Consider the following 24,240-nt stretch of genomic DNA (forward strand, 5'->3'; position numbering starts at 1 on the left):
GGCTTGGTGGCCTCAACCTCAACGCGGTCGGCTTCATCGTCGTTGGCATGTTCGTCCTCACCTGGGTAATCGCGCTGCTCGTCTGGCGATACGGCCGCATCGAAGAAAAGTGGACCTCAGCCGCCGAGAGCGCCAGTTAGCCGGCCCCGCCGTCGGGAATCTGGTCGATCAGTCGACGACCGCGAGCAGGTCGCCGGCTTACACCTGCGCGGCCTTCGACACCGCTACGCGTACGACGGTGCCGGCGTTAAGACGGCCGGCAACGCGGCCGCTATCAGCCCGCTCATCAGAAGATCCCCGGCGGAATGGTGGGGGCCTTGTCCAGCACCTGCGGATCGACGATCAGGTTGAGCGCATCCAATTGGCCCGATGTCAGACCGGCGAGGCCGTCGACCACCGACAAGAACCGCTGCTGTTCACCGTCACCGATCACGCCGTCGGCCAGACTGGTGAACTTCGCCAGGTACTGCTCACGCCCAAAAGGCCGGGCGCCCAATGGATGGGCGTCGGCGACGGCGAGCTCGTCGACGATGATCTCGCCGCTTTTCAGGGTGACCTCCGCACGCGCACCGAACGCTTTTTCGGCTGGATCCGCGGAGTGGTAGCGCCGCGTCCACTCGGGATCCTCGACGGTGGAAACCTTGCGCCACAGCTCGACCGTGTCCGGGCGGTGCGCCCGCTCCGGGGCGTAGGAATGTTCGTGGTGCCAGGTGCCGTCCTGCAGGGCGACCGCGAAGATGTACATCACCGAGTGGTCGAGCGTCTCGCGGGAGGCGTCCGGGTCGAACTTCTGCGGATCGTTCGATCCGGTGCCGATCACCACGTGGGTGTGGTCGCTGGTGTGCAGCACGATCGTGGCGATCCGGCCCAAATCCCCGATCCGCCCGCGCATCCGGCGCGCCAGATCGATGAGGGCCTGGCTCTGGTATTCCGCGGAATATTCCTTGGTGTAGCTGTCCAGGATGGCGCGCTTGGGCTCGCCCGGCCCCGGCAGCGGCACGTGGTAGGTGTGTTCGGGCCCGGACAGCAGCCTGGCGATGACGCCGTCCTCGCCTTCCCAGATCGGGGCGGGCGAACCCTCGCCGCGCATGGCCCGGTCGACGGCCTCGATGGCCACCTTGCCGGCCCACGCGGGCGCGAACGCCTTCCAGCTGGAGATCAAACCCTTGCGGGACTGCCGGGTAGCGGTGGTCAGGTGCAGCGCCTGACCGATCGCGGAGTAGATCGTCTCTTTGTCCAAGCGCAGCATGGTGCCCAAACCAGCGGCGGCCGCGGGCCCGAGGTGTGCGACGTGGTCGATCTTGTGCTCGTGCAGGCAGATTCCGCGAACCAGGTCGATCTGCACCTCGTACGCCGTGGCGATTCCGCGGGTCAGGTCGGCGCCGCTCACACCGAGATGCTGGGCCACCGCGACCAGCGCCGGAATGTTGTCGCCCGGGTGCGAGTACTCGGCCGCCAGAAACGTGTCGTGGAAGTCCAATTCACGCACCGCGACGCCGTTGGCCCAGGCCGCCCACTCCGGGGAGTAGTCGCCGTCGATGCCGAACACTTTGGCGCCGGCCTTGGCGCGCCGGTGCGCCTGCGCCTGCACCCGTGCGACCGCCACCGGGCGCCGGACCACCGAAGCCGCGGACACCGCGGCGTTGTCGATGATCCGGTTGACCACCATCTCCTGGGTGTCCTCAGGTACCGCAACTGGGTCAGCAGCGACCTCCGCGATCTTCCAAGCAAGGTGCTCGCGACGCGGAAAGTTCTCGGCACTGCGGCGCGTTCGAACTTGATGGACCTGCACAATCCGCACAGTACGCAGCCAAGCGCGATCGGGAAACTCCCTGTAAATGCGTGGTTGTGCGTCCTGCCGTATCCGCCGGCCGCCCCGCACTGACGGGGTTATCGCCCGACGCCGGCGGGCTGGCGACTCTTGATCAGTGCGACCCGGGCCAGGGTCTGTTCTGCCATCTTGACGTGTGCGGCGTCGACGAGAACACCCTCCACGCCCACCGCGCCGCGGCCCTCCGCCGCGGCCGCACGGTAGGCCGCGAGATTGCGTTCGGCCAAGGCGATTTCGGCCTCGGTCGGCGAGTAGACCTGGTTGGCCACCGGCACCTGGCTGGGGTGTATCGCCCATTTCCCGGTGTAGCCGATCAGCGAGGCGCGCCGGGCGTCGCGTTCGTAGCCGGCCAGATCCTGGTAGTCGGGGTAGGGCGCGTCGATGGCGTCGATGCCGGCGATTCGCGCCGCGATCATGATCTTGTTGCGGGCGTAGTGCCAGAAGTCGCCCGGATAATCACCGAGCGGCACGAAGTTGGTGTCCACCCGGGCGCCTTGCGACAGCGAGAAGTCGCCGACGCCGAATATCAGCGCGTCGATGCGCGCGCTGGCGACGGCGATCGCCTCCGCATTCGCCAGGCCCTCGACTTCCTCGATCAGCACTTCGAGCCGAATGCGCTTGTCCAGGTTGAGCTTTGCTTCGAGCTGGGTCAGCAGCACGTCCACCCACCACACGTCCTTGGCGGTGCGGGCCTTGGGGACCACGATGGTGTCGAGGTGGGCGCCGGCCCGGGTGACGACCTCGATGACGTCGTCGTGACACCATTTGGTGTCCAGACCGTTGATGCGCACCGCACGCGCTGTGGCTCCCCAGTCCAGTTCGGTCAGCGCGGCGATCGCCTTTTCGCGCGATTCCTCTTTGAACGCAGTCGGTACGGCGTCCTCCAGGTCCAGGAAGACCAGGTCGGCGCCGCACGACAGCGCCTTGGCGAACATGTTGTCGTTGACGGCCGGCACGGCGAGCTCGGAACGGCGCAGCAGTGACGTCATGGTCGGTGGTCCTTTGCGGTCACAGCACGCCCGCGACGTGCAGATCGTCGATCTCGGATGCGGTCAAACCCAGAAGCTCGCCGTACACCTCGGCATTGTGCTCCCCCAGCGCCGGGCCGAGATGCTCGACCCGGCCGCGTGATTCGGAGAACTTGGGCACCGGCGCCTGCACCATCATCGCACCGAGCTCCTGATCGTCGACGGTGACGAATACCCCGCGGTATTGCAGCTGCTCATCGGCGACCAGGTCGGCGATGTCATACACGGGCGCGGCGGCCACCTCCGCGGCGTCGAAGACCTCCATCGCCTCCGCCAGCGTTTTCGACGAAACCCATTTCGCGACAACCTCGTCGACCTCCTGCGCGCGCGCCAGTCGACGCTGCGGGTCGGAGAAGTCGACGTCCTGGGCCAGGTCGTCACGGCCGATCGCCCGAAACACCCTCAGCGCCAACGCAGGTGAACTGCCCGACATCGCCAGCCAACGCCCGTCCGACGTGCGGTAGGTATTGCGCGGCGCGGAGATGTCCCAGCGGTTGCCCGCCCGCTTCGGGACCAACCCGAGCTGGTCATAGCCCAGCAGCGTCTGCTCCAGCAGGCGTGCCAACGGGTCGATGAGGTTGACGTCGATGAGCTGCCCGGGGCCGCCGTGCACATCGCGGTGATACAGCGCCATCATCACCGCGTAGGCGGCGTTCAACGAGGCGATGCCGTCGGCCAGCATGAACGCCGGCAACGTCGGTGGCCCGCCGGCTTGGCCGGTGATGTGGGCGAAGCCGCTCATCGCCTCACCCAGCGTGCCGAACCCGGGACGCTGCGATTTCGGCCCGGTCAGCCCGTAACCGGTGATGTGCAGCATCACGATCCGCTCGTTGACAGCACGCAGGCTGTCGTAGTCCAGACCCCACTTGCGCAACGTCTGCGGCCTGGTGTTGACGATCACGACGTCGGCGTTCTCGACCAGGCGTCGCGCCAGCGCCTGACCTTCGCCGCAGCGCAGGTTGAGCGTGACCGCCCGCTTGTTGCGCGAGATCGACTTCCACATCAGCCCAATTCCGTTGCGCTGGTTGCCCCACGCCCGGATCGGGTCACCCTGCCCCGGCTGCTCGACCTTGATGACGTCGGCCCCGAACTCACCTAGATACGTCGCAACCAAAGGCGCGGCCGCCAGCGTCGCAAGTTCGAGCACACGCACACCTTCGAGCATCGCGGTCTCCTGCCTACCCATCTACGAGACGGCCGCCACACGACGACAGGATTCGGGCCGGCGCAGTCCGAGGTGCTCACGCAACGTCGAACCCTCATAACGGGAACGGAACAAGCCGCGCCGCTGCAACTCGGGCACCACCATCCGCACCACGTCCTCGAACGCGCCCGGCAGGTGCGTGGCGGCCAGAACGAACCCGTCGCAGGCGTCGCTGCCGAACCAGTCCGCCATCTGATCGGCGACCTGGGCGCCGGTCCCGACGAAGCGCGGTCCCTGCAACAGGGTGGCGCGATGAGCGGCAAGGTCGCGGACGGTGACGGTGTCACCGCCGATGTGCTCACGCAGGTTTTGCACCAGCCCGCGGATGCCCGACACCGACGCGATGAGCTCGTCGGTCACCGGGTCGTCGAGGTCGTGTTGGGCGAAGTCGTAGTTCATCAGCTCCGACAGTAATGTCAGCGACGCCATGGGATGCACCAGGTCGTTGAGGAACATGGCCTCACGCTCTTTGGCGTGGGCTTCTGATTCACCGACCACCGCGTAAGCCATCGGGCAGATCCGCACCTGCGCGGGATCCCTGCCGGCGTCGGCGATGCGGTCCTTCTGGTCGCGATAGTGACTGCGCGCCACCTCGATCCCCGGATCGCCGGTGAAGATCAATTCCGCCCACCGCGACGCGAATTCGCGACCTCGCCCCGACGAGCCCGCCTGGATGATCACCGGGCGGCCCTGCGGGGTCCGCGGCACCGTCAACGGTCCGCGCGCCGAGAAGTACCGCCCGACGTGCCCGAGTTCGTGCACTTTGGCGGGATCGGCGTAGACGCCCGCGGAGCGGTCCTGCAGCACCGCCCCGTCCTCCCAGGTGTCCCACAAACCCGACACCACCTCGAGGAACTCGTCGGCCCGGTCGTAACGTTCGTCGTGCCCGAGATGTGTTTGCACACCAAAGTTCTGGGCCTCGCTGTCGTTCACCGACGTCACAACGTTCCACGCCGCACGCCCGCGCGACAGGTGGTCGAGCGTCGCGAACGTCCTCGCCACGTGAAACGGCGCGTAGTACGTGGTCGAATAGGTGGCGCCCAACCCGATCCGCGAGGTGGTCTGCGCCAGCACACCCAGTATCACGCTCAGGTCCAACTTGACCGGCCTGGCCCCGTAGCGCACCGCCTCGGCGACCGAACCGCCGTAAATACCGGGCATCGCGAGCCGGTCGTCAAAGAACATCAGATCGAAGCATCCCTCTTCGAGCTGTCGGCCGATCTTCGCGTAGTACGACGCGTCGAGGTATCCGTGCTCGGTGGCCGGATGCCGCCACGACCCCGCGTAAACCGATGTGCTGCCCGCCTGCATGAATGCCACCAGTGACATCGTGCGCTGCCTTTTTGCCATGCGAGAAAGCTAACATCTGATATATTAGATTTCAAATGTAATGTTCGCACGCCTGCTACCTTGTCCCTATGACGGGCGCGGTCGATATCTCCGGCACGGTGCGGGAACGCGCCGCCCGCGAGTTGCGAAACCGCATCCTGACCGGAGCACTACCTGCGGGCTCGCGCATCGACCTGGATGCCATCACGACAGAATTCGCCACCAGTCGAACCCCGGTGCGCGAGGCACTCCTGGAACTGTCCTTCGAAGGGCTGGTGCACGTCGCGCCACGCAGCGGAATCACCGTGATCGGCATCAGCTCCAAGGACGTGATCGACAGCTTCACCATTCTGGGTGTCCTGACCGGACAGGCCGCCGCGTGGGCGGCACAGCGCATAACACCGCACGAGCTCGCCGCGCTACGCGAGTTCGCCGCCGACGTCGCCGCGCGGACGGGTGACGACAGCATCGGCGAGGCCAACTGGCGCTTTCATCAGGAGATCCACCGCGCCGCTCATTCGCCTCGGCTGCTCGCCCAACTCAGGCAGGCCGCCCGCGTGGTTCCGACCAACTTTTTGACCCTCTTCCCCGACCACGAGAAGCACTCGCTCGACGAACACGACGAATTGATCGAGGCGATCGCCGACCACGACGCCGAGCGCGCCCGTTCGGTCGCCGAACGCCACGTGCTGGAGGCCGGCCGGTCGCTGGCGGCCTGGCTCGACCAACGGTGACCGGACGGGCCACGCTTGACGTGCCAATCCCGGGGTGCTTCCCTAGGGCCGGATGGCGGCGAATGGAACGCGGTGAGAGTCCGCGACGGTTGCGCCACTGTAATCCCGGGCTTCACGGGTGAGTCAGATCTTTCGCCGCCACCACATCCGTCCATGGGGGCGCACAACTCCCGAAGGAGGTTTCTGGTGGCAAGCATTCCCGTTTCCATACCGGGTCCCGGTGTGGGCGTCTCCCCCGAGGCGCTGTCGAAGGGCCGGATAGCGGTGCTGCTGGGCATGACGGTTTTCCTGGCTCTGTTGGCCTACTATTTCGTCGGCGTCGACGAGGGCTTGGTCTCGATGTTCGGCAAGACCATGGTGGTGCACGAGTGGGTGCATGACGCACGGCACTTCCTGGGCTTCCCCTGCCACTGATCTACTGATGGAGATCCCTGTCATCGGGCGCGGAGCCCTCGCCGGTCTGATCGCCGGGGCATTGGGTTTCGCCTTCGCCCGGATTTGGGCTGAGCCCGTGATCGCCCAGTCGATCGACTACGAGTCCGGTCGCACCGACGCCCTGGCCGCGCTGAACGCGGCGGCGGGGCGACCGGTGGCTCCCGAAGGGCCGGAAATTTTCAGTCGGACAATGCAATCCGGCGTCGGTCTGGCCACGGGCGTCATCGTGTTCTCGGTGGCGATGGGTGCACTCGTGGCGGTCGCCTACCTGGTACTGCACGGCCGCTTCGCGGTACGCCCGCAAACCCTGGCCTGGCTGCTCTGCGGGTTCGGCTTCCTCGGTGTCTTTCTGCTGCCGTTCGTGAAGTACCCGGCCAACCCCCCGGCGATCGGGCACACATTCACGATCGTGACCCGCGGGCAGCTGTATCTGATTATGGTCGCCGCGTCGCTGGTCCTGCTGGGGCTCGCGGTGTTTGTCGCCCATCGGCTCTCGGCGCGGTTCGGGCTGTATCGGGCTGTGCTGGTCACCGCGGCGGGATTCTTGGTCCTGTATGGCGTGCTGCTTGCGGTGATGCCGGCATTGGGAGACCTGTCCGCAAACGTCGCGCACGCCGACCAGTTCGGCTACGCCCCGGCCGCCACGGAGACCCCGCAACCGATTACCAACATCTTGTCGACGCCGTTGTCGGTTGACGGCAAGACCGTCGCGCCCGGGCAGATCGTCTATCCCGGCTTCGACGCCGACGTCCTGTGGAAGTTCCGCTGGTATTCGCTGCTCAACCAGGTGCTGGTCTGGACCACGATCGCGTTGGTCTTTGGCGCGCTCGTCGACCGTCTGGTCACCGGCCCCGCCAAGCCCGCAGCTTCGGCAGCGGCGGGCGAAACGACTTCCGCCCGAAGGTCGTGACGTTGGGGGGTCCGGCGCTGTCCATTGACTTGGCCGCGTTAGGGCCCTTTTTCGCCGTCGAGACCCACGTGCATGGCGAGTCGATGCCGCCACCATGGCAGCCGATGACGGCGCTCATCGCCGGCGCGGCGTTGGCGGCGCGAATCGACGCGGTTCGGACCGCTCTCGCGCACCGCGCGGGTGGACGGCCCGCTGACGTCGAGATTCGGGTGGCGGCCTCGGTCGCTCACCTTGGGCTGATTGCCCGAATTCTTTCGTCGGCCATCGGGGCGGTCGCGCTGGGCCACACCCCGGTCTCGTTGTCGCTTGACGATCTGTGGTGGCAAAACGAGCTGGGCGGGCCCTACCCGCTTTCGGTTGCGCCGACACCAACGACCGAGGTCCCCGGAGCCGGACCCGCGGTCGAGGCGATCACCGCCGCGATTGCCGAACGCTATGCGGTGAGCCACCAAGTGCTCTGGGGCAACGTCGGGTCGGCGGCCAACAGCGCCGCCCAGCTCATCTCCACGGCTCGAGCCGACCTGAAAAGCACCGCCCACGCCGCGGCCGACGCCATCCTGACGGACCCCCGCGTCGACGGCGGCGCTGTTCGGGCAGGACCGTCGTTCCGACGACGCAGCTGCTGTTTGATCTACCGTGTCGCCGACGACCGCACCGCAACCTGTGGCGACTGCGTCCTCAGGTGACCGTGCGCTACGGTCCTATGGGGTTCAGGATTATCGCGATTCGGGTGTAGAAAAGTGCTCATGGGCCTCCCTGCGGCGATCCGGTGATCAGCGGTGCATGAACTGTCGCTGTGCGAAGCGATCGCCGGTGTGGTCAAGACGCATGCCGACGGCCGGCATGTCGATGTGGTGCGCGTGCGGATCGGCGCTCTTCGCCAGGTGGTGCCGGAATCGCTGTCGTTCTGCTGGACACTCGTCCGCGACTCCGAGGATATGCCCGACGCCGAGCTGGAACTCGAATGTGTTACCGCCGAGGTGCGTTGCCGTGCGTGCGGCCGGCAATCGGAGATCACGTCGGCCTGGTCGATCTGGTGTCCGCAGTGCGACAGTCCCGACGTCGAGGTGCTGCGCGGCAACGAATTCCTGGTGACGTCATTGGACGTCTCGTGAAAGGTGTTCAGTATGAATCGATTTGACCATGGGTAGATTTCATCGGCACGACGACGGAACGGTGCACACCCACGAGCACGGCCACGTCGACCATGACCATGACCATGAACACGGCGATCACAGTGGCTACGAGACGGGCAAGCAGCGCATCGACGTGCTGGAGGCGATCTTCGCGGAGAACGACATTCTCGCCGATGCCAACCGGGCGGCGTTCGAGACCAACGGGATCCGCACCCTCAACCTGATGAGCTCACCGGGGTCGGGCAAGACGACCATCCTGCAGGCAACGCTCGGCGAGCTCGCCGGCGAGTTCGCCATCGGCGTGATCGAGGGCGACATCGCCACCGATCTGGATGCGGCCAAGCTCAGCGGTCGCGGCGCCCAGGTTTCACTGCTCAACACCAGCAATGGGTTTGGCGGCGAATGCCATCTCGATGCGCCCATGGTCAACCGTGCGCTGCCGGGCCTCGACCTTCCCGCGCTGGACCTGGTGATCATCGAGAACGTCGGCAACCTGGTCTGCCCGGCGGAGTTCGATGTCGGCGAGCACGCCAAGGCCATGGTCTACTCCGTGACCGAGGGCGAGGACAAGCCGCTGAAGTACCCGGTGATGTTCCGATCGGTGGACGTGGTGCTCCTCAACAAAATTGATTTGGTGCCCTATCTAGACGTCGACGTGGACACCTACATCGCGCAGGTTCGCGAGGTCAACGCGACCGCGACGATCCTGCCGGTCAGTGCGCGCACGGGAGAGGGTATGGGCGCGTGGTTCGGGTGGCTACGACGCTTCGCCCGAGAGGCCTGATGCGACGGCAATCAGACGCAAGATTCACGGGGCACCCCTCTTGCAAATGACTTGCATAACGATCATGATCGGCTGGCCCATTTCCGCCCGGCTCACCGGATCATCGTGATCGCCAACTGAGCCGAAATTCCCTGCCGCGCAGCGCAAAAAAGCCAAATAAGAAACGCTATGCAACATTTGTTTAGTTACGCGAAAAGAGGGAACCGTTGACAACGCCGGATGGCAGGCGTAGACCCAAAAACAGCGCTGCGCAAGTGGGCCGATGGTCGACTCCGGCGGCGTAGGGGCTTCAGCCCGCCCCGGAGAGCTGCAGCATGCCAACAGAAGCAGCAGTCAAAGCAGAGGAAACATTGATCCATGTTCTATGGATTAACGCGGGGCTCAGTTGTGACGGCGATTCGGTGGCGTTGACTGCCGCCACCCAGCCCAGCGTCGAGGAGATCGCACTCGGTGCGCTCCCGGGCTTACCGAAGGTCGCCGTGCACTGGCCCCTGATCGACTTCGAATGCGGACCCAACGGCGGGGCGGACGATTTCCTCGAGTGGTTCTTCAAAGCCGATCGCGGCGAATTGGAACCCTTTGTGCTCGTCGTCGAAGGATCCATTCCCAACGAGAAGATCAAGGACGAGGGCTACTGGTGCGGGTTCGGCAACAACCCGGCCACCGGCCAGCCGATGACCACCAGCGAGTGGCTTGACCGACTGGCGCCCAAAGCCACCGCGGTCGTCGCCGTCGGGACGTGCGCCACCTACGGCGGCATCCACGCGATGGCCGGCAATCCGACCGGGGCGATGGGTGTGCCCGACTACCTCGGATGGGATTGGAAGAGCAAGGCCGGCATCCCGATCGTCTGCGTCCCGGGCTGCCCGATCCAGCCCGACAACCTGTCGGAGACGTTGACCTACCTGCTCTACATGGCGACCGGTCAGGCGCCGATGATCCCGCTCGACGACGCGCTGCGCCCCACGTGGCTATTCGGCAGCACCGTGCACGAAGGGTGTGACCGGGCCGGCTACTACGAGCAAGGCGAATTCGCCACCGAGTACGGTTCGCCGAAATGCATTGTCAAACTTGGCTGTTGGGGCCCGGTGGTGAAATGCAACGTGCCCAAGCGCGGCTGGATCAATGGTGTCGGTGGTTGCCCGAACGTCGGCGGCATCTGCATCGGATGCACCATGCCGGGCTTCCCGGACAAGTTCATGCCGTTCATGGACGAGCCACCGGGCGGCAAGCTGTCGAGCACAGCGGTGGGTCTGTACGGCACCGTGATCCGCAACCTGAGGGGTATCACGGCGCGCACCGTCGACAAGGAACCGCGCTGGCGCCAGAACGGCAACCAACTCACCACCGGAGCCCGCCGCACCTGGTAGGTCGCGGCGCTCCACTCTTGGACGGAGAGAATTCTATGACAACTATCGTCCCCGAGCCGACCACCGCCAAGCGTGAACCCGGCCAGCTCGTCGACATGGCCTGGGACCCGATCACCAGGATCGTGGGCAGCCTCGGCATCTACACCAAGATCGATTTCGAGAACAGAGAAGTCGTCGAGTGCCACAGCACCTCGTCGATCTTCCGCGGCTACTCGATTTTCATGAAGGGCAAGGATCCTCGCGACGCCCACTTCATCACCAGTCGCATCTGCGGTATCTGCGGCGACAACCACGCCACCTGTTCGTGCTATGCGCAGAACATGGCATACGGGGTCAAGCCGCCGCACCTCGGCGAGTGGATCGTCAACCTCGGCGAGGCCGCGGAATACATGTTCGACCACAACATCTTCCAGGAGAATCTGGTCGGCGTCGACTTCTGCGAGAAGATGGTCGCCGAAACCAACCCGAGCGTGCTGGCCAAGGCCGAGAACACCTTGGCACCGCACGCCGATGCGCACGGGTATCGGACCATCGCGGACATCATGCGGTCGCTCAACCCGTTCAGCGGTGAGTTCTACCGGGAAGCGCTTCAGGTCAGCCGCTGGACGCGAGAGATGTTCTGCCTCATGGAGGGTCGTCACGTGCACCCGTCCACGCTGTACCCCGGCGGGGTCGGCACCGTCGCGACCATCCAGCTGATGACGGACTACATGACCCGGCTGATGCGCTATGTCGAGTTCATGAAGAAGGTCGTGCCCATGCACGACGACCTGTTCGACTTCTTCTACGAGGCCCTGCCCGGTTACGAGAAGGTCGGCCTGCGCCGCACGCTATTGGGCTGCTGGGGCTCCTTCCAGGACCCGGAGGTGTGCAACTTCGAGTACAAGGACATGGAGCGTTGGGGTAACGCGATGTTCGTTACCCCGGGCGTGGTGGTGGACGGCAGGCTGGTCACCCACTCGCTGGTGGACATCAACCTCGGTATCCGGATCCTTTTGGGCAGTTCGTATTACGACGACTGGACCGACCAGGAGATGTTCGTCAAGTCCGATCCACTGGGCAACACCGTGGACCGGCGCCACCCGTGGAACCAGCACACCAATCCGCATCCGCAAAAACGCGACTTGGAGGGCGGAAAGTACAGCTGGGTGATGTCGCCGCGCTGGTTCGACGGCAAGGATCACCTGGCACTGGACACCGGCGGCGGTCCCCTGGCCCGGCTGTGGTCGACCGCGCTGGCCGGCCTGGTCGACATTGGCTATGTCAAGGCAACTGGCACCAGTGTCAAGATCAACCTGCCCAAGACCGCCCTGAAGGGCCCGGTCGAGTTCGAGTGGAAGATCCCCAAGCACGGCAGCAACACGATCGAACGCGACCGGGCGCGCACCTACTTCCAGGCCTACGCGGCGGCGTGCGCGTTGCACTTCGCCGAGAAGGCGCTGGCCGAGATCCGTGCCGGACGCACCAAGACGTGGGAGAAGTTCGACGTGCCCGACCAGGCGATCGGCTGCGGCTTCACCGAGGCGGTCCGCGGAGTGCTCAGCCATCACCTGGTGATCCGCGACGGCAAGATCGCCAACTATCACCCGTACCCGCCCACCCCGTGGAACGCCAACCCGCGCGACAGCTTCGGCACGCCGGGCCCCTACGAGGATGCGGTGCAGGGTCAACCGATCTTCGAGGAGAACGATCGGGAGAACTTCAAGGGCATCGACGTCATGCGCACGGTGCGCAGCTTCGATCCGTGCCTGCCCTGCGGTGTGCACATGTACCTGGGTAAGGGCAAGACCCTGGACAGACTGCACACACCAACGCAATCACCCGTCGGGGAGTGACATGGCGGATCGCCCGGAAATACCCGAGAACGAAGCGCAGTGGCGTACAGCGGGCGATCGGATCCAGACACTTCTGGATTCCTGTGCGGCCAGTGGAGCGGCCGCGTATGAACGTACCCAGCAGCTGGTCCGGGAGGTGGTCGGGCTTTACGGAGCCGGGCTGGAACGGATGATGCAACTAGCCGAGCTGTCTGGCCAAGACCCGGGGTTGCCAGAGCGGCTGGCCGCCGACGACCTGGTGGCCAGCCTGCTCCTGGTGCACGGGCTGCACCCGCACGATGTACACCGGCGGGTGTCCGACGCGCTGGACCGGGTGCGGCCATACCTCGGTTCCCACGGTGGCGACGTCGATCTGCTCGAGGTCACCGACGCATCCGATGGCGCAGCGGTAAGGCTGGCGTTCAAAGGGAGCTGCAAGAGCTGCCCGTCGTCGGCGGTGACGCTGGAGCTCGCGGTCGAGGACGCCGTCCGGGCGGCCGCCCCGGAGGTCTCCTCGATCGAGGTGGTCACCGCCGATTCCGTCGGGAGCACCCCGGGCGTTATCCCTGCGGAATCCCTTCTGGCGCGTGTGCATTCGGATGGGCACGGCCACAGCTGGCATCCGGCGCCCGAGCTGGCCGAACTGGAACCCGGCGAGGTCGCGGGTTTCCTCGTCGCCGGCACCACGGTGCTGGCCTGCCGGGTCGGCGGCCAGTCGTTCGCCTATCGCGACCACTGCCCGGTTTGTGACGACACGCTTGCGGGGGCGCGACTGCGTGGGGCGCTGCTGGGTTGCCCGCGCTGTGACACGCAGTTCGATGTCGCACGCGCGGGCGCCGGCCCGGACGGGGTTCACCTCGACCCTCTTCCCCTGCTGCCCCGCGACGGTGTGCTGTCGGTAGCACTGCGCGAACCGCTGGGAACACCGGCATGACGACCCCGTACGACGTGCTGGCACGCGTCACCGGCAATCGGCGAGCCCCCGAGCCGGCCGGCGAACGGTGCGAGATGTGCTCGGAGTCGATTGCCGAGGAGCACCAGCACGTGGTGAATGTGGCGGGCCGCCAGTTGATGTGCGTCTGCCGCGCCTGCTATCTGCTGTTCACCGACGGCAGCGCCGAGCTGCGCTATCGGGCGGTACCCGACCGGTACCTGGCGTTTCCGGATTTCGCGCTGGACCGCCGCGCGTGGGAGGCGCTGCAAATCCCGGTCGGCGTGGCCTTCTTCTTCACCAACTCCGCACTCGGGCGCACCGTCGCCTTCTACCCCGGCCCGGCCGGCGCATGCGAGTCCGAGCTGAATCTGGAATTCTGGGACGCCATCAGCGGTGCCGACTCGCGGGTCGGCCTGCTGGCCGACGACGTCGAGGCGCTGCTGGTCCGGGTCCCCGAGCAGGAGAATGCCACTCCCCAAACCTATCTGGTACCGATCGACGCCTGCTACGAGTTTGTCGGCCGCCTGCGCATGCTGTGGCGAGGCTTCGACGGCGGCCAGGAGGCTCGGGCGTACATCGACGGCTTCTTCGCGCAGATCGACGCTCGCGCACTGCGAAAGCCGCCCGGAACGCCCCCATGACGGGACAGCAGATGGACGTGCACTTCGCGGTTCTCGACGTGGAGCCCGAACCGTACACCGTCAGCCCGGTGCTGACCGCGCGCGTCGGCGTCGCCACTGGTGGAGACGACCCGGTGCACGCGATCGCGCTACGCTGCCAGGTCCGGATCGAGCCGCTGCGACGTTCCTACTCCGATGCCGAAGCGGCCGGGCTGATCGACCTGTTCGGGCCCCGCGAACGCTGGGCAACCACCCAACGCACCTTCCTCTGGCAGCATTGCACCGCGATGGTGCAGGGCTTCGCCGGCAACACCACCGTGGCGCTTCCGCTGGACTGCACCTACGACTTCGAGGTCGCTGCCGCCAAGTATCTACACGCGCTGCGCGACGGCGCGCTACCGCTCCAGTTCCTTTTCAGCGGAACTATTTTCGTCAAGTCCGAACGCGGGTTCTCGGTTCAGCAGGTGCCCTGGGACTGCGAGTATCGCTATGACATGCCGGTCGCGGTCTGGCGGAAGCTGATCGCGCAGCACTATCCGAACACCGGCTGGGTGCGGCTGAGTCACGAAACCATAGCGGCCCTGGCCGCCTACAAGTCGGCGCAAGGGCTGCTCGACCTCGACCACGCGGTCATCTCGCTGTTGGACACCGACCGGGAGACGGCGCGATGACTTTTGGAACCTCGAACTGGGACCGGGCCCGCGCCGTCGCGGACGCGGTCTTGTACGAGGGCTATCTGCTGTACCCCTACCGTGGGACGTCGAGCAAGAATCAATCACGTTGGCAGTTCGGCGTTTTGGGGCCGCCCGGCGCCGCGGACTCGGGTCTGGGTGAAGACGACACCCTCGCAGCGGAGTTTCTGGTCGACGGGGCCCAGGCGATAACCCTGGTGGTGCGGTTCCTGCAGTTGCAGCACCGCCGGGCCGAGCGCGAGTTCGCCCACGGTGCATTCGAACCCGTCGACGAGCTGACCACCCCGGCGGGGTCGTGGCTGACCTGGGACGAGGCGGTCGAACGTGAACTGTCCTTCGGACCCCTTGCGCTCGATGATCAACCCAGGTCAATGCCGGTGGTGGCGGACGCAGCAACCGACGTCGAACTCCTCGTCGGCGGTCGCCTGGTCCGCGAACGGCAGGAGGTGCGGGGCGTATTGACGGTCGGCAGCGAGCCGGACGGCGACCTGCGCCGGGTCTCGGTGCGGGTCAGCAACGTCGGCGACGGCGTGAACGGCAAAGCCGATGGGAAGGACTCAGTGATCGCACGGTCCATGATCGGAACCCACATCATCGCTGAAGTTGTTGGGGGTCAGTTCGTTTCCCTGCTCGAGCCGCCGCCCGACGCCACCGATGCGGTGTCCCGGTGCAGCCAGCACCGCTGCTTTCCGGTGCTGGCCGGGCCGGCCGGCACCCAAGATATTCTGCTGGTCTCGCCGATCATTCTCTACGACCACCCCGAGGTCGCCGAACAGAGCAACACCGCCCTGTATGACTGCACGGAGATCGACGAGATCCTCACTCTGCGCGTGATGACAATGACGGACGAGGAGAAGGCGCAGGCCCGGGCCACGGATCCGCGTGCCGCGCAGATCATCGACCAGTGTGACGCCATGTCGCCCGAGGCCATGGCGCGCCTGCACGGTGTGCTGCGGGACCCGCACGCGCTCAGTGTCCCCGCGGGGCTGGTCCCAGAGATTCCCGAAGGGGTTGATTGGTGGGATCCGCTGGCCGACAATTCCGTTCGTCCGGAAGTCGACGCGGTACTGGTCAACGGAATCCGGGTCGCCCGGGGCAGCCGAGTCCGGTTGCGGCCGAGGCGCAACGCCGACGCGCAGGACATCTTCGTCGCCGGCAAGACCGCACGCGTCACTTCGGTGCACGAGGACGTGGAGGGCAACAAGCATGTCGGGGTCGTCGTCGACGATGATCCCGCAGCCGACCTGCACGACTGGTACGGCCGGTATCTGTACTTCTTTCCCGACGAAGTAGAGCCACTGGAAGCCGAGCAACCAGTAAACCCCTGAAAGGAGTTCGAAATGGAAGTCTTGGGTTGGATATTCATTGCTATCGTCGCACTGGTGCTGGGGGTGGCGGTCGTGCTGGGATTGATATCGCTGCCGGATGCCCGCCGCTACCTGAAACTAAGGCGGATGTAGCCAACCGGGCACACCGATGACAGCACGCATCCTGGTAGCCGGGATCGGCAATATCTTCCTGGGCGACGACGGATTCGGCTCGGAAGTAATCCGTAACGCCGATATCCCGCAGGATAACCCGAGTGTCCGCATCATCGACTACGGCATCAGTGGCATGCACCTCGCCTACGACCTGCTCGAGGAATGGGACACGCTGGTCCTCGTTGACGCGGTACCCAGCCGCGGCAATCCGGGCATGTTGCACGTCTTCCAGGCCGACCACGAACAAAACCCCGCAGCCGAGCCTGGATCCGGTTTCAGCTCACCCGGTCTGGACGCTCACAGCATGGATCCGGCAGCGGTATTCGCCAGCCTGCGGGCGCTGGGGGGCAGTCCGCCCTACACGGTCGTGGTCGGGTGCGAGGCGGGCAGCGTCGAGGAGGGCATCGGCTTGACCGAACCCGTGGCCATGGCCGTCCCACGGGCCGCGCGGGCAGTCGAGGAAATCGTCGCCGCATTGCAAACTCCCACGGCTGCAACAGTGCGTGCACCGTTGTTAGAGGACTGCTGAACCATGTGTCTGGGGATACCCGGTCAGGTGATCCGGATGCTGGACGGTTACGAGGGGCAGCTTGCACTGGTCGATGTTGTCGGCGAGCAGCGCAAGGTCAACGTCGGCATGCTGCCGGAGGAGACGTTCGCGCCCGGTGACTGGATAATCATCCACATGGGCTTCGCCGTCGAGAAAACGGACCGCGCCGGTGCCGAGCAGGCGATGGCCGGCCTCGAGCTGATGGGCCGGGGCGGCACCGATCCGGCGGTCGGCCCGGGGGGCGGTTGAGATGACCGACTCGCCCCCGATGCTCGCCTTGGTTTCGGGCTCCGCCCCGCCCTACACGCCGGTCCGGCGGCACTTCACCGTGACCGGTGTTGTCCAAGGGGTCGGCTTTCGTCCCTTCGTCCACCGAATCGCCAGCGATCTGGGCCTGTCCGGATTCGTCGGCAACGATTCGGGTGCGGTCTTCGTCGAGGTGCAGGGCGAACGCGCCCGCGTAGACGAATTCGGTCGTCGGCTGCGTGCCGAGGCCCCGCCGCTGGCGCGGATCAGTGCCGTCTCCGTTGCCGACATCCCCCTGGACGGGGCGGTCACCAAGACGGGCGCCGGACGTGAATTCCGGATCGTGGCGAGCAGGACGATCACCGGTGCCAAGACGCCGATTCCGCCCGACATCGCGGTGTGTGACGAATGCGTGGCCGAGCTGTTCGACCCACACAACCGGCGCTACCGGCACCCGTTCGTGACCTGCACCAACTGCGGGCCGCGGTTCACCATCATCCGCAAGCTGCCTTACGACCGTCCGGCCACCACCATGTCGGAATTCGCCATGTGCGCGCGATGCGCCGCCGAATACCACGATCCGACGGATCGCCGGTTCCACGCGCAGCCGATCGCCTGCCCGGATTGCGGGCCGTCGCTGTGGTTTCGTTCGCAGGGCTCGCGGGCGAACGGGTCGGATGCCGCGCTGGCGGCGACCCAGCGCGCGCTGACGGCTGGTGCGGTGGTCGCCATCAAGGGCATCGGCGGTTACCACCTGGCCTGCGCCGTCGACGACGAGCCGGCAGTCGGTGCGTTGCGGGCACGAAAGGCGCGCGGTGCCAAGCCCTTCGCCATGTTGGTCCGCGACCTCGACGTCGCGTGCCGCTACGCTTACGTCGACGACGCTGAGGCCGCGGTGCTGTCGAGCCCCGCCCGGCCGATCGTGTTGCTGCGGCGCCGTCCGGGCGCTCCGGTCGCCGACGCCGTCGCACCGGGCAGCCCGCTGCTCGGGCTGATGCTGCCCTACTCCCCCATCCACCACCTGCTGCTGGCACCCGTGCCCGGCGCCGCCGAACCAGTACCCGATGCGCTGGTGCTGACCAGCGCCAACCGTTCCGACGAGCCCATCTGCTTCACCGCCGATGATGCCGCGGAGCGACTTTCGGTGCTGTGCGATGCGGTCCTCGACCACGACCGGCCGATCCACGTGCCTTGCGACGACTCGGTGGTGCGTGTCATCAGAGACCACGAAAGTGCCCGGGAGTTGCCGATCCGGCGGTCCCGCGGTTACGCGCCGCTGCCGATTGAGATCGGGCCGGGCGGCCCAGCTGTGCTGGCCGTCGGCGGGGAGCTGAAGAACACCTTCTGTCTTACCGACGGCCCGCGCGCCTACATGTCCGGTCACATCGGCGACATGGCCAGCTGGGAGACGCTGCGTGCGTTCGAGCGGGCGGTGGGCCAGCTCAGCGAAATACGCGGAAAGCCGTCGCGATTGGCCGCCGACCTGCATCCCGGATACCACACTCGAAGCTGGGCCGAGCGCCATGCGGGCGATCGACCGCTGGATCTGGTCCAGCACCACCACGCGCACGTGGTCTCGCTGCTGGCCGAGCACGGGCGCATCGGCGAACCCATCGTCGGAGTCTCCTTCGACGGAACCGGTTACGGCTGCGACCAAACGATCTGGGGCGGGGAGATTCTCGCGCTCGGAACCGACAGCCACCGTTTCGTTCGCGTCGGCCACCTGTTGCCGGTGCCCCTGCCGGGTGGGGACGCCGCCGTGCGCAACCCCTGGCGGATGGCGCTGTCTCAGTTGTGGATGGCGGGCATCGACTGGACTCCGGATCTGGCACCGGTCACCGCCGCGACTCCGGACGAATTGCGCCTCACCCGTTCTCAATTGGAGAGCGGCGCGGGGTGCGTACCGTGTTCGAGCATGGGCCGGCTGTTCGACGCCGTCGCCTCCCTGCTGGGGGTGCGGCACCGGATCGACTACGAGGGCCAGGCTGCGATCGAACTCGAGGCGCTCGCGGAGTCGGCCGGCGAGGGGCCCGGGCCGTCGCTGCCGCTCATGGTCCGCGCCGACGGGGTAATCGACCCCGCCACCATGGTGCAAACGATGGTGTCGGCCCTGTACGCCGGCACGCAACCCGCCCTGCTGGCCGCGGCGTTCCACGAGGCGGTCGCCGACGCCGTCGCCGAGGTGGTCGGTCAGGTGGCCGGCGCGGTCCGGTTGGTGGGCCTCACCGGCGGGGTGTTCCAGAACGTATTGTTGCTGCGCGCATGCCGTAATCGGTTGCAGTTGGCCGGGTTTGAAGTGCTGACCCACCACGCAGTTCCGCCGAACGACGGGGGGCTGGCACTGGGTCAGGCCGCGATCTCGATGCTCACGGGGTTGGAAGAGGGCGGGAGGGAGGCAGACTTATGACCGCCACCGCGATCGATCGCGGGCTGGGCGCCGAATTGGCAGAGGGCTTGGCCGCCACCGCCTTCACGCTGGCCAAGCGGTTCGCCGCGGGCGCCACCATGTGGTCCATCGCACCCTCGTGGGAACCGCACGCATTGCATATCGCGGTCGAGTTCGTACACCCGGTCATCATGGGAAAACGCGCACTGCCCGCGGTTGCGCTGACCGGACCCGACCTGGTGGATCTGGTGCGGGTCTCGGTGCGACCCGGCGACATCGTCGTTGCGGTCTCCGGTGCGGACCAACCCGACGTGCGCTCGGTAATGCGTCGCAGCCCGGCATGGGGTGCCACCACGATTTGGATCGGCAGCGGCGAACGGCCCAAGGGCGGTCTCGGAGCCAGCCCAGCCGACCACGTGCTGTGGCTCGACGACCCCGATCCGCGAGTGCCCGCGACGGGTGGCTTCGTGCTCTTCTATCACCTGTTGTGGGAACTCACGCACGTTTGCTTCGAACACTCCGGGTTGCTGAAACCTGAACCCCCGGAAGAGGTTTGTGTCACCTGCAGTGACGAGGGCCGACTGGGCGAGGTGGTGGGCGCATCGGCCGACGGGATGGCCACTGTGCGAACCGCGCGGGGCGTCGAGAACGTGGTGACCACGCTTGTCGACCCCGTCGCCGCCGGGGAGCTGGTGCTAGTGCATGCCGGCACGGCGATCAACCGCGTCAGCGAGGAGGATGGCTCATGAGTCAAGACGAGCCCACCAACTTCCTATATCCATTCCTGGACGTCCAGAAAGGAGAGGTTCCGGAATCGCTGCTCGCCGATCTGGCCGCGTCGGCGCAGGCCAAAGCAGCCGAGAGCCTGGCGCTGCGGCGCTCTACGCTGGAGGCCAACGCCGATCGCCTGGAGGCGGCCGCCACTGAGATGGCACGCCGTTTCGCGGCGGGGGGACGGTTGTTCACCTTCGGGAACGGCGGCAGCTGCACCGATTCCACCACCTTGGCGGGCCTGTTCGCCCGGCCGCCGATCGGCAAGCCCCTGCCCGCCTGGTCGTTGACGGCCGATCAAGCGATCCTGACCGCGTTGGGCAACGACGTCGGGTTCGAGTTGGTGTTCACCCGCCAGCTGATCGCCCGCGCGAAGGCCGGCGACATCGCGATCGCCATGTCGACCAGCGGCAATTCGCCGAACCTGCTCAGCGCGCTGGCTGAGGCGCGCCGCCGCGGCCTGTACACCATCGGTTTCGCCGGCTACGACGGCGGCGCGTTCGCCAAAAACCCAATCGTGGACGCCTGCTTCGTCGTTCGTTCGCAAAGCGTGCACCGGATTCAGGAATCCCAGGCGCTGCTGGGCTATCAGTTGTGGTTGATGGTGCATGAACGGTTGAGCGACCACGGTTTGGGGGCCGCATGAGCATGTCAGCGGGTGAATACCTGTCGTCGGGACCGCGGTTCGCCGAGGGTGAGGTAATCGAGCGGATCGAGTCGTTCCGCAGGCGGCGCCCCCGGTTGCTCGACGACCACGTGACCCTGGCGCACGGAGCGGGCGGGAAAGCCTCGGCGGCACTGATGGACGCGGTGTTCATGGAGGCGTTCCGCAACCCGCTGCTGGAGTCGCTCGGCGATGGTGCGATCCTCACGTTGCCCAGCGGCGAGCGCCTGGCGATGTCCACCGACTCGTTTGTGGTGCAGCCCAGGCGTTTTCCCGGTGGCTCCCTTGGTGAGCTTGCCGTCCACGGCACCTGCAACGACCTGGCAATGGCCGGCGCGGTGCCGTCCTGGCTCTCGGCGGCGTTCGTGCTCGAAGAGGGTTTCCCGATCGACGAATTGAAGGAGATCGTCGCCGATATGGCGGCAGCGGCCGCGAAGGCGGGTGTGCAGATCGTCACCGGCGACACCAAGGTGGTGCCCAAAGGCGCGGCCGACGGCGTGTTCGTCACCACTACGGGGGCAGGTGTCATCCCCGCGGGGCGCACGCTGTCGCCCGCGTCGGTGCGCGCCGGCGACAAGGTGCTGTTGTCGGGGTCGATGGGCGATCACGGCATGGCGGTCATGCTCGCCCGGGGCGATCTGGCCATCGAGGCCGACATCCACTCCGACACCGCCTGCCTCAGCCCGCTGGTGGAACTGCTGATGGCGGCCGCCCCCTCGACTCGGTGGCTGCGTGATGCGACCCGGGGCGGCGTGGGCACCGTGTGCAACGAACTCGCCCAGGCCTGCGGTCTTGGGGTGCTGCTCGAAGAGGAGCGACTCCCCGTGGCGCCCATGGTGAACGGCGCCTGCGAGATGCTCGGCATCGATCCGCTCTACGTCGCCAACGAGGGCAAGTTCATCGCCGTCGTCGCGCCGGAGGAAGCGGAGGCCGCGCTGGCCGCGGTGCGGTCGCATCCAGTCGGCGCCGATGCGGCCGAGGTCGGGGAAATCGTCAGCCAACCGGCCGAAAGCGTAGTGCTGCGTACCGGGTTCGGCGGCACGCGGATCGTCGACATGCTCGTCGGGGACCCGCTGCCGCGAATCTGCTGAATCTCGCTCACTAGAAAGAAAGGAGCATTTGGGGATGTGTCTTGGTATTCCGGGTCGGATCGTTGAGATCACCGACCCCGCCAACTATTTGGCGAAGGTTGACGTCAGCGGTGTGCAGCGCACGATCAGTGTGCGGCTGCTGGAGGAGGACATGCCCGAGCCCGACGATTGGGTACTGGTCCACGTCGGGTTCGCGATGGCCAAAATCGACGAGACCGAAGCGCTGCTCACCCTGGCCGCCATCAAGCAGCTCGGTGAGGCTTACACCACCGAAATAGAAGCCTTCGACTCGACGGCCATAGTTTGAGGCCAGGGAGGAACGGCAAATGAAGTTCGTCGACGAGTTCCGCGACCCGGCCGCCGCCCGCAAACTGCTGGTCAGCATCGAGCACCTGGCGGGGACGGGCGGCGAACACTTCAAGTTCATGGAGGTGTGCGGCGGGCACACGCACACCATTTACCGGCACGGTATCGAATACCTGCTGCCCGACAACGTCGAACTCGTGCACGGCCCGGGCTGCCCGGTGTGCGTGATCCCGATGGGCCGCATAGACGACGCGATGTGGCTGGCGGGCCAACCCGACGTGATCTTCACCTGCTTCGGCGACATGATGCGGGTGCCCGGTTCGGCCGGCAGCTTGCTGGACGCCAAGGCCCGGGGGGCCGACGTGCGGTTCGTCTACTCCCCGCTGGACGCGCTGAAAACCGCGGTCGACAACCCCGGCAAGCAAGTGGTCTTCTTCGCGATTGGTTTCGAGACCACTGCACCGTCGACCGCGGTGACGCTGGTGCGAGCCCGCGATTTGGGCCTGCCCAATTTCAGCGTGTTTTGCAACCACGTCACAATCGTGCCGCCGATCAAGGCCATCCTGGAGTCGCCGGACCTGCGGCTGTCGGGCTTCATCGGCCCCGGGCACGTGTCAACCGTGGTGGGCAACCGACCATACCGGTTTGTGCCGGAGGTGTACCGAAAACCGTTGGTGGTAGCGGGATTCGAGCCGCTCGACATCCTGGCATCGGTCGCGATGCTGCTGCGTCAGATCCGTGAGGGCCGTTGCGAAGTGGAAAACCAGTACAAGCGCGTGGTTCCCGAGCACGGCAACCCGGCGGCACTTGCGCTGATGGGCAAGGTGTTTGCGCTGCGTCCCCACTTCGAATGGCGCGGGTTGGGGTTCATCTCGCAAAGCGCGCTACGGCTGCACGACGATTTCGCGGAGTTCGACGCCGAGTTGCGGTTCGCGATGCCCGGCGTGCGCGTCGCCGACCCGAAGGCCTGCCAGTGCGGCGAGGTGCTCAAGGGAGTGCTCAAGCCGTGGGAATGCAAGGTTTTCGGCACCGCGTGCACCCCGGAGACACCGATCGGAACGTGCATGGTGTCCCCCGAGGGGGCATGCGCGGCCTATTACAACTTCGGCCGCATGCATCGCGATGCGGCCAAGCTGGTGGGGCAGTCCGGGAAGGCGTGACGGTTGGCCGTCCCAGACAGCCGCGGCGCCGAGATGTTCGCCCGCTACGCCTATGCCCCCAATGCGCTGGGGTATTGCGGCCCGCCGCTGGGAGCCACCTTGCGCGACGGCTCGGTCAACGAGGTGCGCAACGCGGCGACGAAGTTTTCCGGGGCCTGGCCGTACTTGCGGGTGCTGTCCAAATTGGCCGGCATCTCCGACCCGCTGGATTATCGGCTTGTCGAGTCGTATTGGCTCGGCGGGGGTGTTGGCGCCGGGCTGGATCCGCAGGACTTCTTCGATGCGTTGCTGGCCATCATCGGCCCGCAGGCGGGACGGTACTGGTCGCATCTCACGGCGGACCTGGCGTGCGAGGCCGCCGGCAACCACTGCTTCCACGTTTTCGGCGTGTATCCGTGGACCCGGTTTCTCGGTCGCCGCATGGACGAACACCCGCTCAGCGTGCTGGACAATTGCCGGATCACCTGGGGGACAGTCGTTTCCTGTACCGACGCTGATGTCGAGGTGTTGTGCCGCAAGCTGGCCTGGGATGGTCGGGCGCTGGCGCTGGCGGAACCCTCGGCGCGCATGCTCGACGTGTGGGCCGACGGATACAGCGCGGTGCCCGATGTGGCCGTGGGCGACGAGGTCGCGGTGCACTGGGGCAGGCTGTGCGGCCGGCTGTCACAGGAGCAGGTTCGCGCACTCGCCGAGAGCACGGACCGTCAGCTGCGGGTGACCAGTCAACGGCTCACGCACGCCTGATCTCGTGCCAGACTGACCCC

Annotated in this window: 25 protein-coding genes and 2 pseudogenes; 23 read left to right on the forward strand and 4 right to left on the reverse strand. The window is 66.4% G+C overall.

Translation table 11 applies throughout. The features are described from left to right. Positions 1–140 (forward strand): annotated as a pseudogene (locus tag ACLP4W_RS09370) (HoxN/HupN/NixA family nickel/cobalt transporter); the annotation flags it as partial. Positions 141–286: 146 nt separating this feature from the next. Here ACLP4W_RS09370 and prpD read toward each other — a convergent pair. The 4 genes from prpD to ACLP4W_RS09390 form a co-directional block, all read right to left on the reverse strand. After that, positions 287–1,792, reverse strand: coding sequence for a 2-methylcitrate dehydratase PrpD (gene prpD, locus ACLP4W_RS09375; RefSeq protein WP_442385864.1), 1,506 nt, complete (start codon positions 1,790–1,792; stop codon positions 287–289). Between the two features lie 98 nt (positions 1,793–1,890). Next, complete coding sequence (locus tag ACLP4W_RS09380; RefSeq protein WP_442385865.1) at positions 1,891–2,820, reverse strand: HpcH/HpaI aldolase/citrate lyase family protein; 930 nt, start codon at positions 2,818–2,820, stop codon at positions 1,891–1,893. Between the two features lie 19 nt (positions 2,821–2,839). Next, the gene (locus ACLP4W_RS09385; RefSeq protein ID WP_442385889.1) at positions 2,840–4,024 is read right to left on the reverse strand and encodes a CaiB/BaiF CoA transferase family protein; all 1,185 of its coding nucleotides are present in this window, start codon (positions 4,022–4,024) and stop codon (positions 2,840–2,842) included. Between the two features lie 21 nt (positions 4,025–4,045). After that, positions 4,046–5,413 carry an LLM class flavin-dependent oxidoreductase gene (locus ACLP4W_RS09390; RefSeq protein ID WP_442385866.1) on the reverse strand — a complete coding sequence of 456 codons (1,368 nt, stop codon included), beginning with the start codon at positions 5,411–5,413 and terminating at the stop codon, positions 4,046–4,048. A gap of 68 nt (positions 5,414–5,481) precedes the next feature. Between ACLP4W_RS09390 and ACLP4W_RS09395 the strand changes: the two genes are divergently transcribed. The 22 genes and pseudogenes from ACLP4W_RS09395 (at position 5,482) to ACLP4W_RS09500 (ending at position 24,220) form a co-directional block, all read left to right on the forward strand. Continuing rightward, positions 5,482–6,126, forward strand: coding sequence for a GntR family transcriptional regulator (locus ACLP4W_RS09395; RefSeq protein ID WP_442385867.1), 645 nt, complete (start codon positions 5,482–5,484; stop codon positions 6,124–6,126). Positions 6,127–6,312: 186 nt separating this feature from the next. Continuing rightward, positions 6,313–6,540, forward strand: coding sequence for a CbtB-domain containing protein (locus ACLP4W_RS09400; protein ID WP_442385868.1), 228 nt, complete (start codon positions 6,313–6,315; stop codon positions 6,538–6,540). A gap of 7 nt (positions 6,541–6,547) precedes the next feature. After that, a complete protein-coding gene (locus tag ACLP4W_RS09405; RefSeq protein ID WP_442385869.1) occupies positions 6,548–7,471 on the forward strand; it encodes a CbtA family protein in 924 nt (307 codons plus the stop codon). 23 nt (positions 7,472–7,494) lie between these two features. Further along, complete coding sequence (locus tag ACLP4W_RS09410; RefSeq protein ID WP_442385890.1) at positions 7,495–8,157, forward strand: (2Fe-2S)-binding protein; 663 nt, start codon at positions 7,495–7,497, stop codon at positions 8,155–8,157. Positions 8,158–8,250: 93 nt separating this feature from the next. Further along, positions 8,251–8,586: a hydrogenase maturation nickel metallochaperone HypA gene (locus tag ACLP4W_RS09415; protein WP_442385870.1), complete on the forward strand. Its 336-nt coding sequence runs from the start codon at positions 8,251–8,253 to the stop codon at positions 8,584–8,586. Between the two features lie 28 nt (positions 8,587–8,614). Next, positions 8,615–9,391 (forward strand): hydrogenase nickel incorporation protein HypB, encoded by a 777-nt coding sequence (gene hypB, locus ACLP4W_RS09420; protein WP_442385871.1) that lies wholly within the window; start codon positions 8,615–8,617, stop codon positions 9,389–9,391. Positions 9,392–9,705: 314 nt separating this feature from the next. Next, positions 9,706–10,761, forward strand: coding sequence for a hydrogenase expression protein HypE (locus tag ACLP4W_RS09425; RefSeq protein WP_442385872.1), 1,056 nt, complete (start codon positions 9,706–9,708; stop codon positions 10,759–10,761). A gap of 35 nt (positions 10,762–10,796) precedes the next feature. Next, positions 10,797–12,596 carry a nickel-dependent hydrogenase large subunit gene (locus ACLP4W_RS09430; RefSeq protein WP_442385873.1) on the forward strand — a complete coding sequence of 600 codons (1,800 nt, stop codon included), beginning with the start codon at positions 10,797–10,799 and terminating at the stop codon, positions 12,594–12,596. 1 nt (position 12,597) lies between these two features. Continuing rightward, positions 12,598–13,509, forward strand: a complete 912-nt coding sequence (locus ACLP4W_RS09435) for a NifU family protein (protein ID WP_442385874.1) — start codon at positions 12,598–12,600, stop codon at positions 13,507–13,509. Further along, positions 13,506–14,150, forward strand: a complete 645-nt coding sequence (locus ACLP4W_RS09440; protein WP_442385875.1) for a DUF5947 family protein — start codon at positions 13,506–13,508, stop codon at positions 14,148–14,150. The genes ACLP4W_RS09435 and ACLP4W_RS09440 overlap by 4 nt, the downstream gene beginning before the upstream one ends. Beyond that, the gene (locus ACLP4W_RS09445; protein WP_442385876.1) at positions 14,147–14,800 is read left to right on the forward strand and encodes a DUF6084 family protein; all 654 of its coding nucleotides are present in this window, start codon (positions 14,147–14,149) and stop codon (positions 14,798–14,800) included. The genes ACLP4W_RS09440 and ACLP4W_RS09445 overlap by 4 nt, the downstream gene beginning before the upstream one ends. After that, positions 14,797–16,171, forward strand: a pseudogene (locus ACLP4W_RS09450) (hypothetical protein); the annotation flags it as partial. The gene ACLP4W_RS09445 and the pseudogene ACLP4W_RS09450, both read left to right, overlap by 4 nt. After that, a complete protein-coding gene (locus tag ACLP4W_RS09455) occupies positions 16,162–16,281 on the forward strand; it encodes a DUF6893 family small protein (RefSeq protein ID WP_442385877.1) in 120 nt (39 codons plus the stop codon). The pseudogene ACLP4W_RS09450 and the gene ACLP4W_RS09455, both read left to right, overlap by 10 nt. A gap of 16 nt (positions 16,282–16,297) precedes the next feature. Then, positions 16,298–16,831: a hydrogenase maturation protease gene (locus ACLP4W_RS09460; RefSeq protein WP_442385878.1), complete on the forward strand. Its 534-nt coding sequence runs from the start codon at positions 16,298–16,300 to the stop codon at positions 16,829–16,831. Positions 16,832–16,834: 3 nt separating this feature from the next. Continuing rightward, positions 16,835–17,101, forward strand: a complete 267-nt coding sequence (locus ACLP4W_RS09465; RefSeq protein WP_442385879.1) for a HypC/HybG/HupF family hydrogenase formation chaperone — start codon at positions 16,835–16,837, stop codon at positions 17,099–17,101. Between the two features lie 19 nt (positions 17,102–17,120). Beyond that, positions 17,121–19,505 (forward strand): carbamoyltransferase HypF, encoded by a 2,385-nt coding sequence (hypF, locus tag ACLP4W_RS09470; protein ID WP_442385891.1) that lies wholly within the window; start codon positions 17,121–17,123, stop codon positions 19,503–19,505. Continuing rightward, positions 19,502–20,233 carry a HypC/HybG/HupF family hydrogenase formation chaperone gene (locus ACLP4W_RS09475; protein ID WP_442385880.1) on the forward strand — a complete coding sequence of 244 codons (732 nt, stop codon included), beginning with the start codon at positions 19,502–19,504 and terminating at the stop codon, positions 20,231–20,233. Before hypF ends, ACLP4W_RS09475 begins: the two co-directional genes overlap by 4 nt. Beyond that, complete coding sequence (locus ACLP4W_RS09480; RefSeq protein ID WP_442385881.1) at positions 20,230–20,901, forward strand: D-sedoheptulose-7-phosphate isomerase; 672 nt, start codon at positions 20,230–20,232, stop codon at positions 20,899–20,901. The genes ACLP4W_RS09475 and ACLP4W_RS09480 overlap by 4 nt, the downstream gene beginning before the upstream one ends. Continuing rightward, positions 20,898–22,010 carry a hydrogenase expression/formation protein HypE gene (gene hypE, locus ACLP4W_RS09485; RefSeq protein WP_442385882.1) on the forward strand — a complete coding sequence of 371 codons (1,113 nt, stop codon included), beginning with the start codon at positions 20,898–20,900 and terminating at the stop codon, positions 22,008–22,010. Before ACLP4W_RS09480 ends, hypE begins: the two co-directional genes overlap by 4 nt. A gap of 34 nt (positions 22,011–22,044) precedes the next feature. Continuing rightward, positions 22,045–22,317, forward strand: a complete 273-nt coding sequence (locus tag ACLP4W_RS09490) for a HypC/HybG/HupF family hydrogenase formation chaperone (RefSeq protein WP_442385883.1) — start codon at positions 22,045–22,047, stop codon at positions 22,315–22,317. 19 nt (positions 22,318–22,336) lie between these two features. Further along, the gene (gene hypD, locus ACLP4W_RS09495; protein ID WP_442385884.1) at positions 22,337–23,476 is read left to right on the forward strand and encodes a hydrogenase formation protein HypD; all 1,140 of its coding nucleotides are present in this window, start codon (positions 22,337–22,339) and stop codon (positions 23,474–23,476) included. A gap of 3 nt (positions 23,477–23,479) precedes the next feature. After that, the gene (locus ACLP4W_RS09500) at positions 23,480–24,220 is read left to right on the forward strand and encodes a DUF6390 family protein (protein ID WP_442385885.1); all 741 of its coding nucleotides are present in this window, start codon (positions 23,480–23,482) and stop codon (positions 24,218–24,220) included. The last annotated feature ends 20 nt before the right edge of the window (positions 24,221–24,240 follow it).

The organism is Mycobacterium sp., assembly GCF_052145595.1.
Classification (GTDB): Bacteria; Actinomycetota; Actinomycetes; order Mycobacteriales; family Mycobacteriaceae; genus Mycobacterium.

Excerpts from the sequence above, each read along its gene's own strand:
- ACLP4W_RS09380 (WP_442385865.1), bottom strand. The coding sequence starts at position 2,820 with ATGACGTCACTGCTGCGCCGTTCCGAGCTCGCCGTGCCGGCCGTCAAC.
- ACLP4W_RS09385 (WP_442385889.1), bottom strand. The coding sequence starts at position 4,024 with ATGCTCGAAGGTGTGCGTGTGCTCGAACTTGCGACGCTGGCGGCCGCG.
- ACLP4W_RS09390 (WP_442385866.1), bottom strand. The coding sequence starts at position 5,413 with ATGGCAAAAAGGCAGCGCACGATGTCACTGGTGGCATTCATGCAGGCG.
- ACLP4W_RS09395 (WP_442385867.1), top strand. The coding sequence starts at position 5,482 with ATGACGGGCGCGGTCGATATCTCCGGCACGGTGCGGGAACGCGCCGCC.
- ACLP4W_RS09405 (WP_442385869.1), top strand. The coding sequence starts at position 6,548 with ATGGAGATCCCTGTCATCGGGCGCGGAGCCCTCGCCGGTCTGATCGCC.
- hypB (WP_442385871.1), top strand. The coding sequence starts at position 8,615 with ATGGGTAGATTTCATCGGCACGACGACGGAACGGTGCACACCCACGAG.
- ACLP4W_RS09425 (WP_442385872.1), top strand. The coding sequence starts at position 9,706 with ATGCCAACAGAAGCAGCAGTCAAAGCAGAGGAAACATTGATCCATGTT.
- ACLP4W_RS09430 (WP_442385873.1), top strand. The coding sequence starts at position 10,797 with ATGACAACTATCGTCCCCGAGCCGACCACCGCCAAGCGTGAACCCGGC.
- ACLP4W_RS09435 (WP_442385874.1), top strand. The coding sequence starts at position 12,598 with ATGGCGGATCGCCCGGAAATACCCGAGAACGAAGCGCAGTGGCGTACA.
- ACLP4W_RS09440 (WP_442385875.1), top strand. The coding sequence starts at position 13,506 with ATGACGACCCCGTACGACGTGCTGGCACGCGTCACCGGCAATCGGCGA.
- ACLP4W_RS09445 (WP_442385876.1), top strand. The coding sequence starts at position 14,147 with ATGACGGGACAGCAGATGGACGTGCACTTCGCGGTTCTCGACGTGGAG.
- ACLP4W_RS09455 (WP_442385877.1), top strand. The coding sequence starts at position 16,162 with ATGGAAGTCTTGGGTTGGATATTCATTGCTATCGTCGCACTGGTGCTG.
- ACLP4W_RS09460 (WP_442385878.1), top strand. The coding sequence starts at position 16,298 with ATGACAGCACGCATCCTGGTAGCCGGGATCGGCAATATCTTCCTGGGC.
- ACLP4W_RS09465 (WP_442385879.1), top strand. The coding sequence starts at position 16,835 with ATGTGTCTGGGGATACCCGGTCAGGTGATCCGGATGCTGGACGGTTAC.
- hypF (WP_442385891.1), top strand. The coding sequence starts at position 17,121 with ATGCTCGCCTTGGTTTCGGGCTCCGCCCCGCCCTACACGCCGGTCCGG.
- ACLP4W_RS09475 (WP_442385880.1), top strand. The coding sequence starts at position 19,502 with ATGACCGCCACCGCGATCGATCGCGGGCTGGGCGCCGAATTGGCAGAG.
- ACLP4W_RS09480 (WP_442385881.1), top strand. The coding sequence starts at position 20,230 with ATGAGTCAAGACGAGCCCACCAACTTCCTATATCCATTCCTGGACGTC.
- hypE (WP_442385882.1), top strand. The coding sequence starts at position 20,898 with ATGAGCATGTCAGCGGGTGAATACCTGTCGTCGGGACCGCGGTTCGCC.
- ACLP4W_RS09490 (WP_442385883.1), top strand. The coding sequence starts at position 22,045 with ATGTGTCTTGGTATTCCGGGTCGGATCGTTGAGATCACCGACCCCGCC.
- hypD (WP_442385884.1), top strand. The coding sequence starts at position 22,337 with ATGAAGTTCGTCGACGAGTTCCGCGACCCGGCCGCCGCCCGCAAACTG.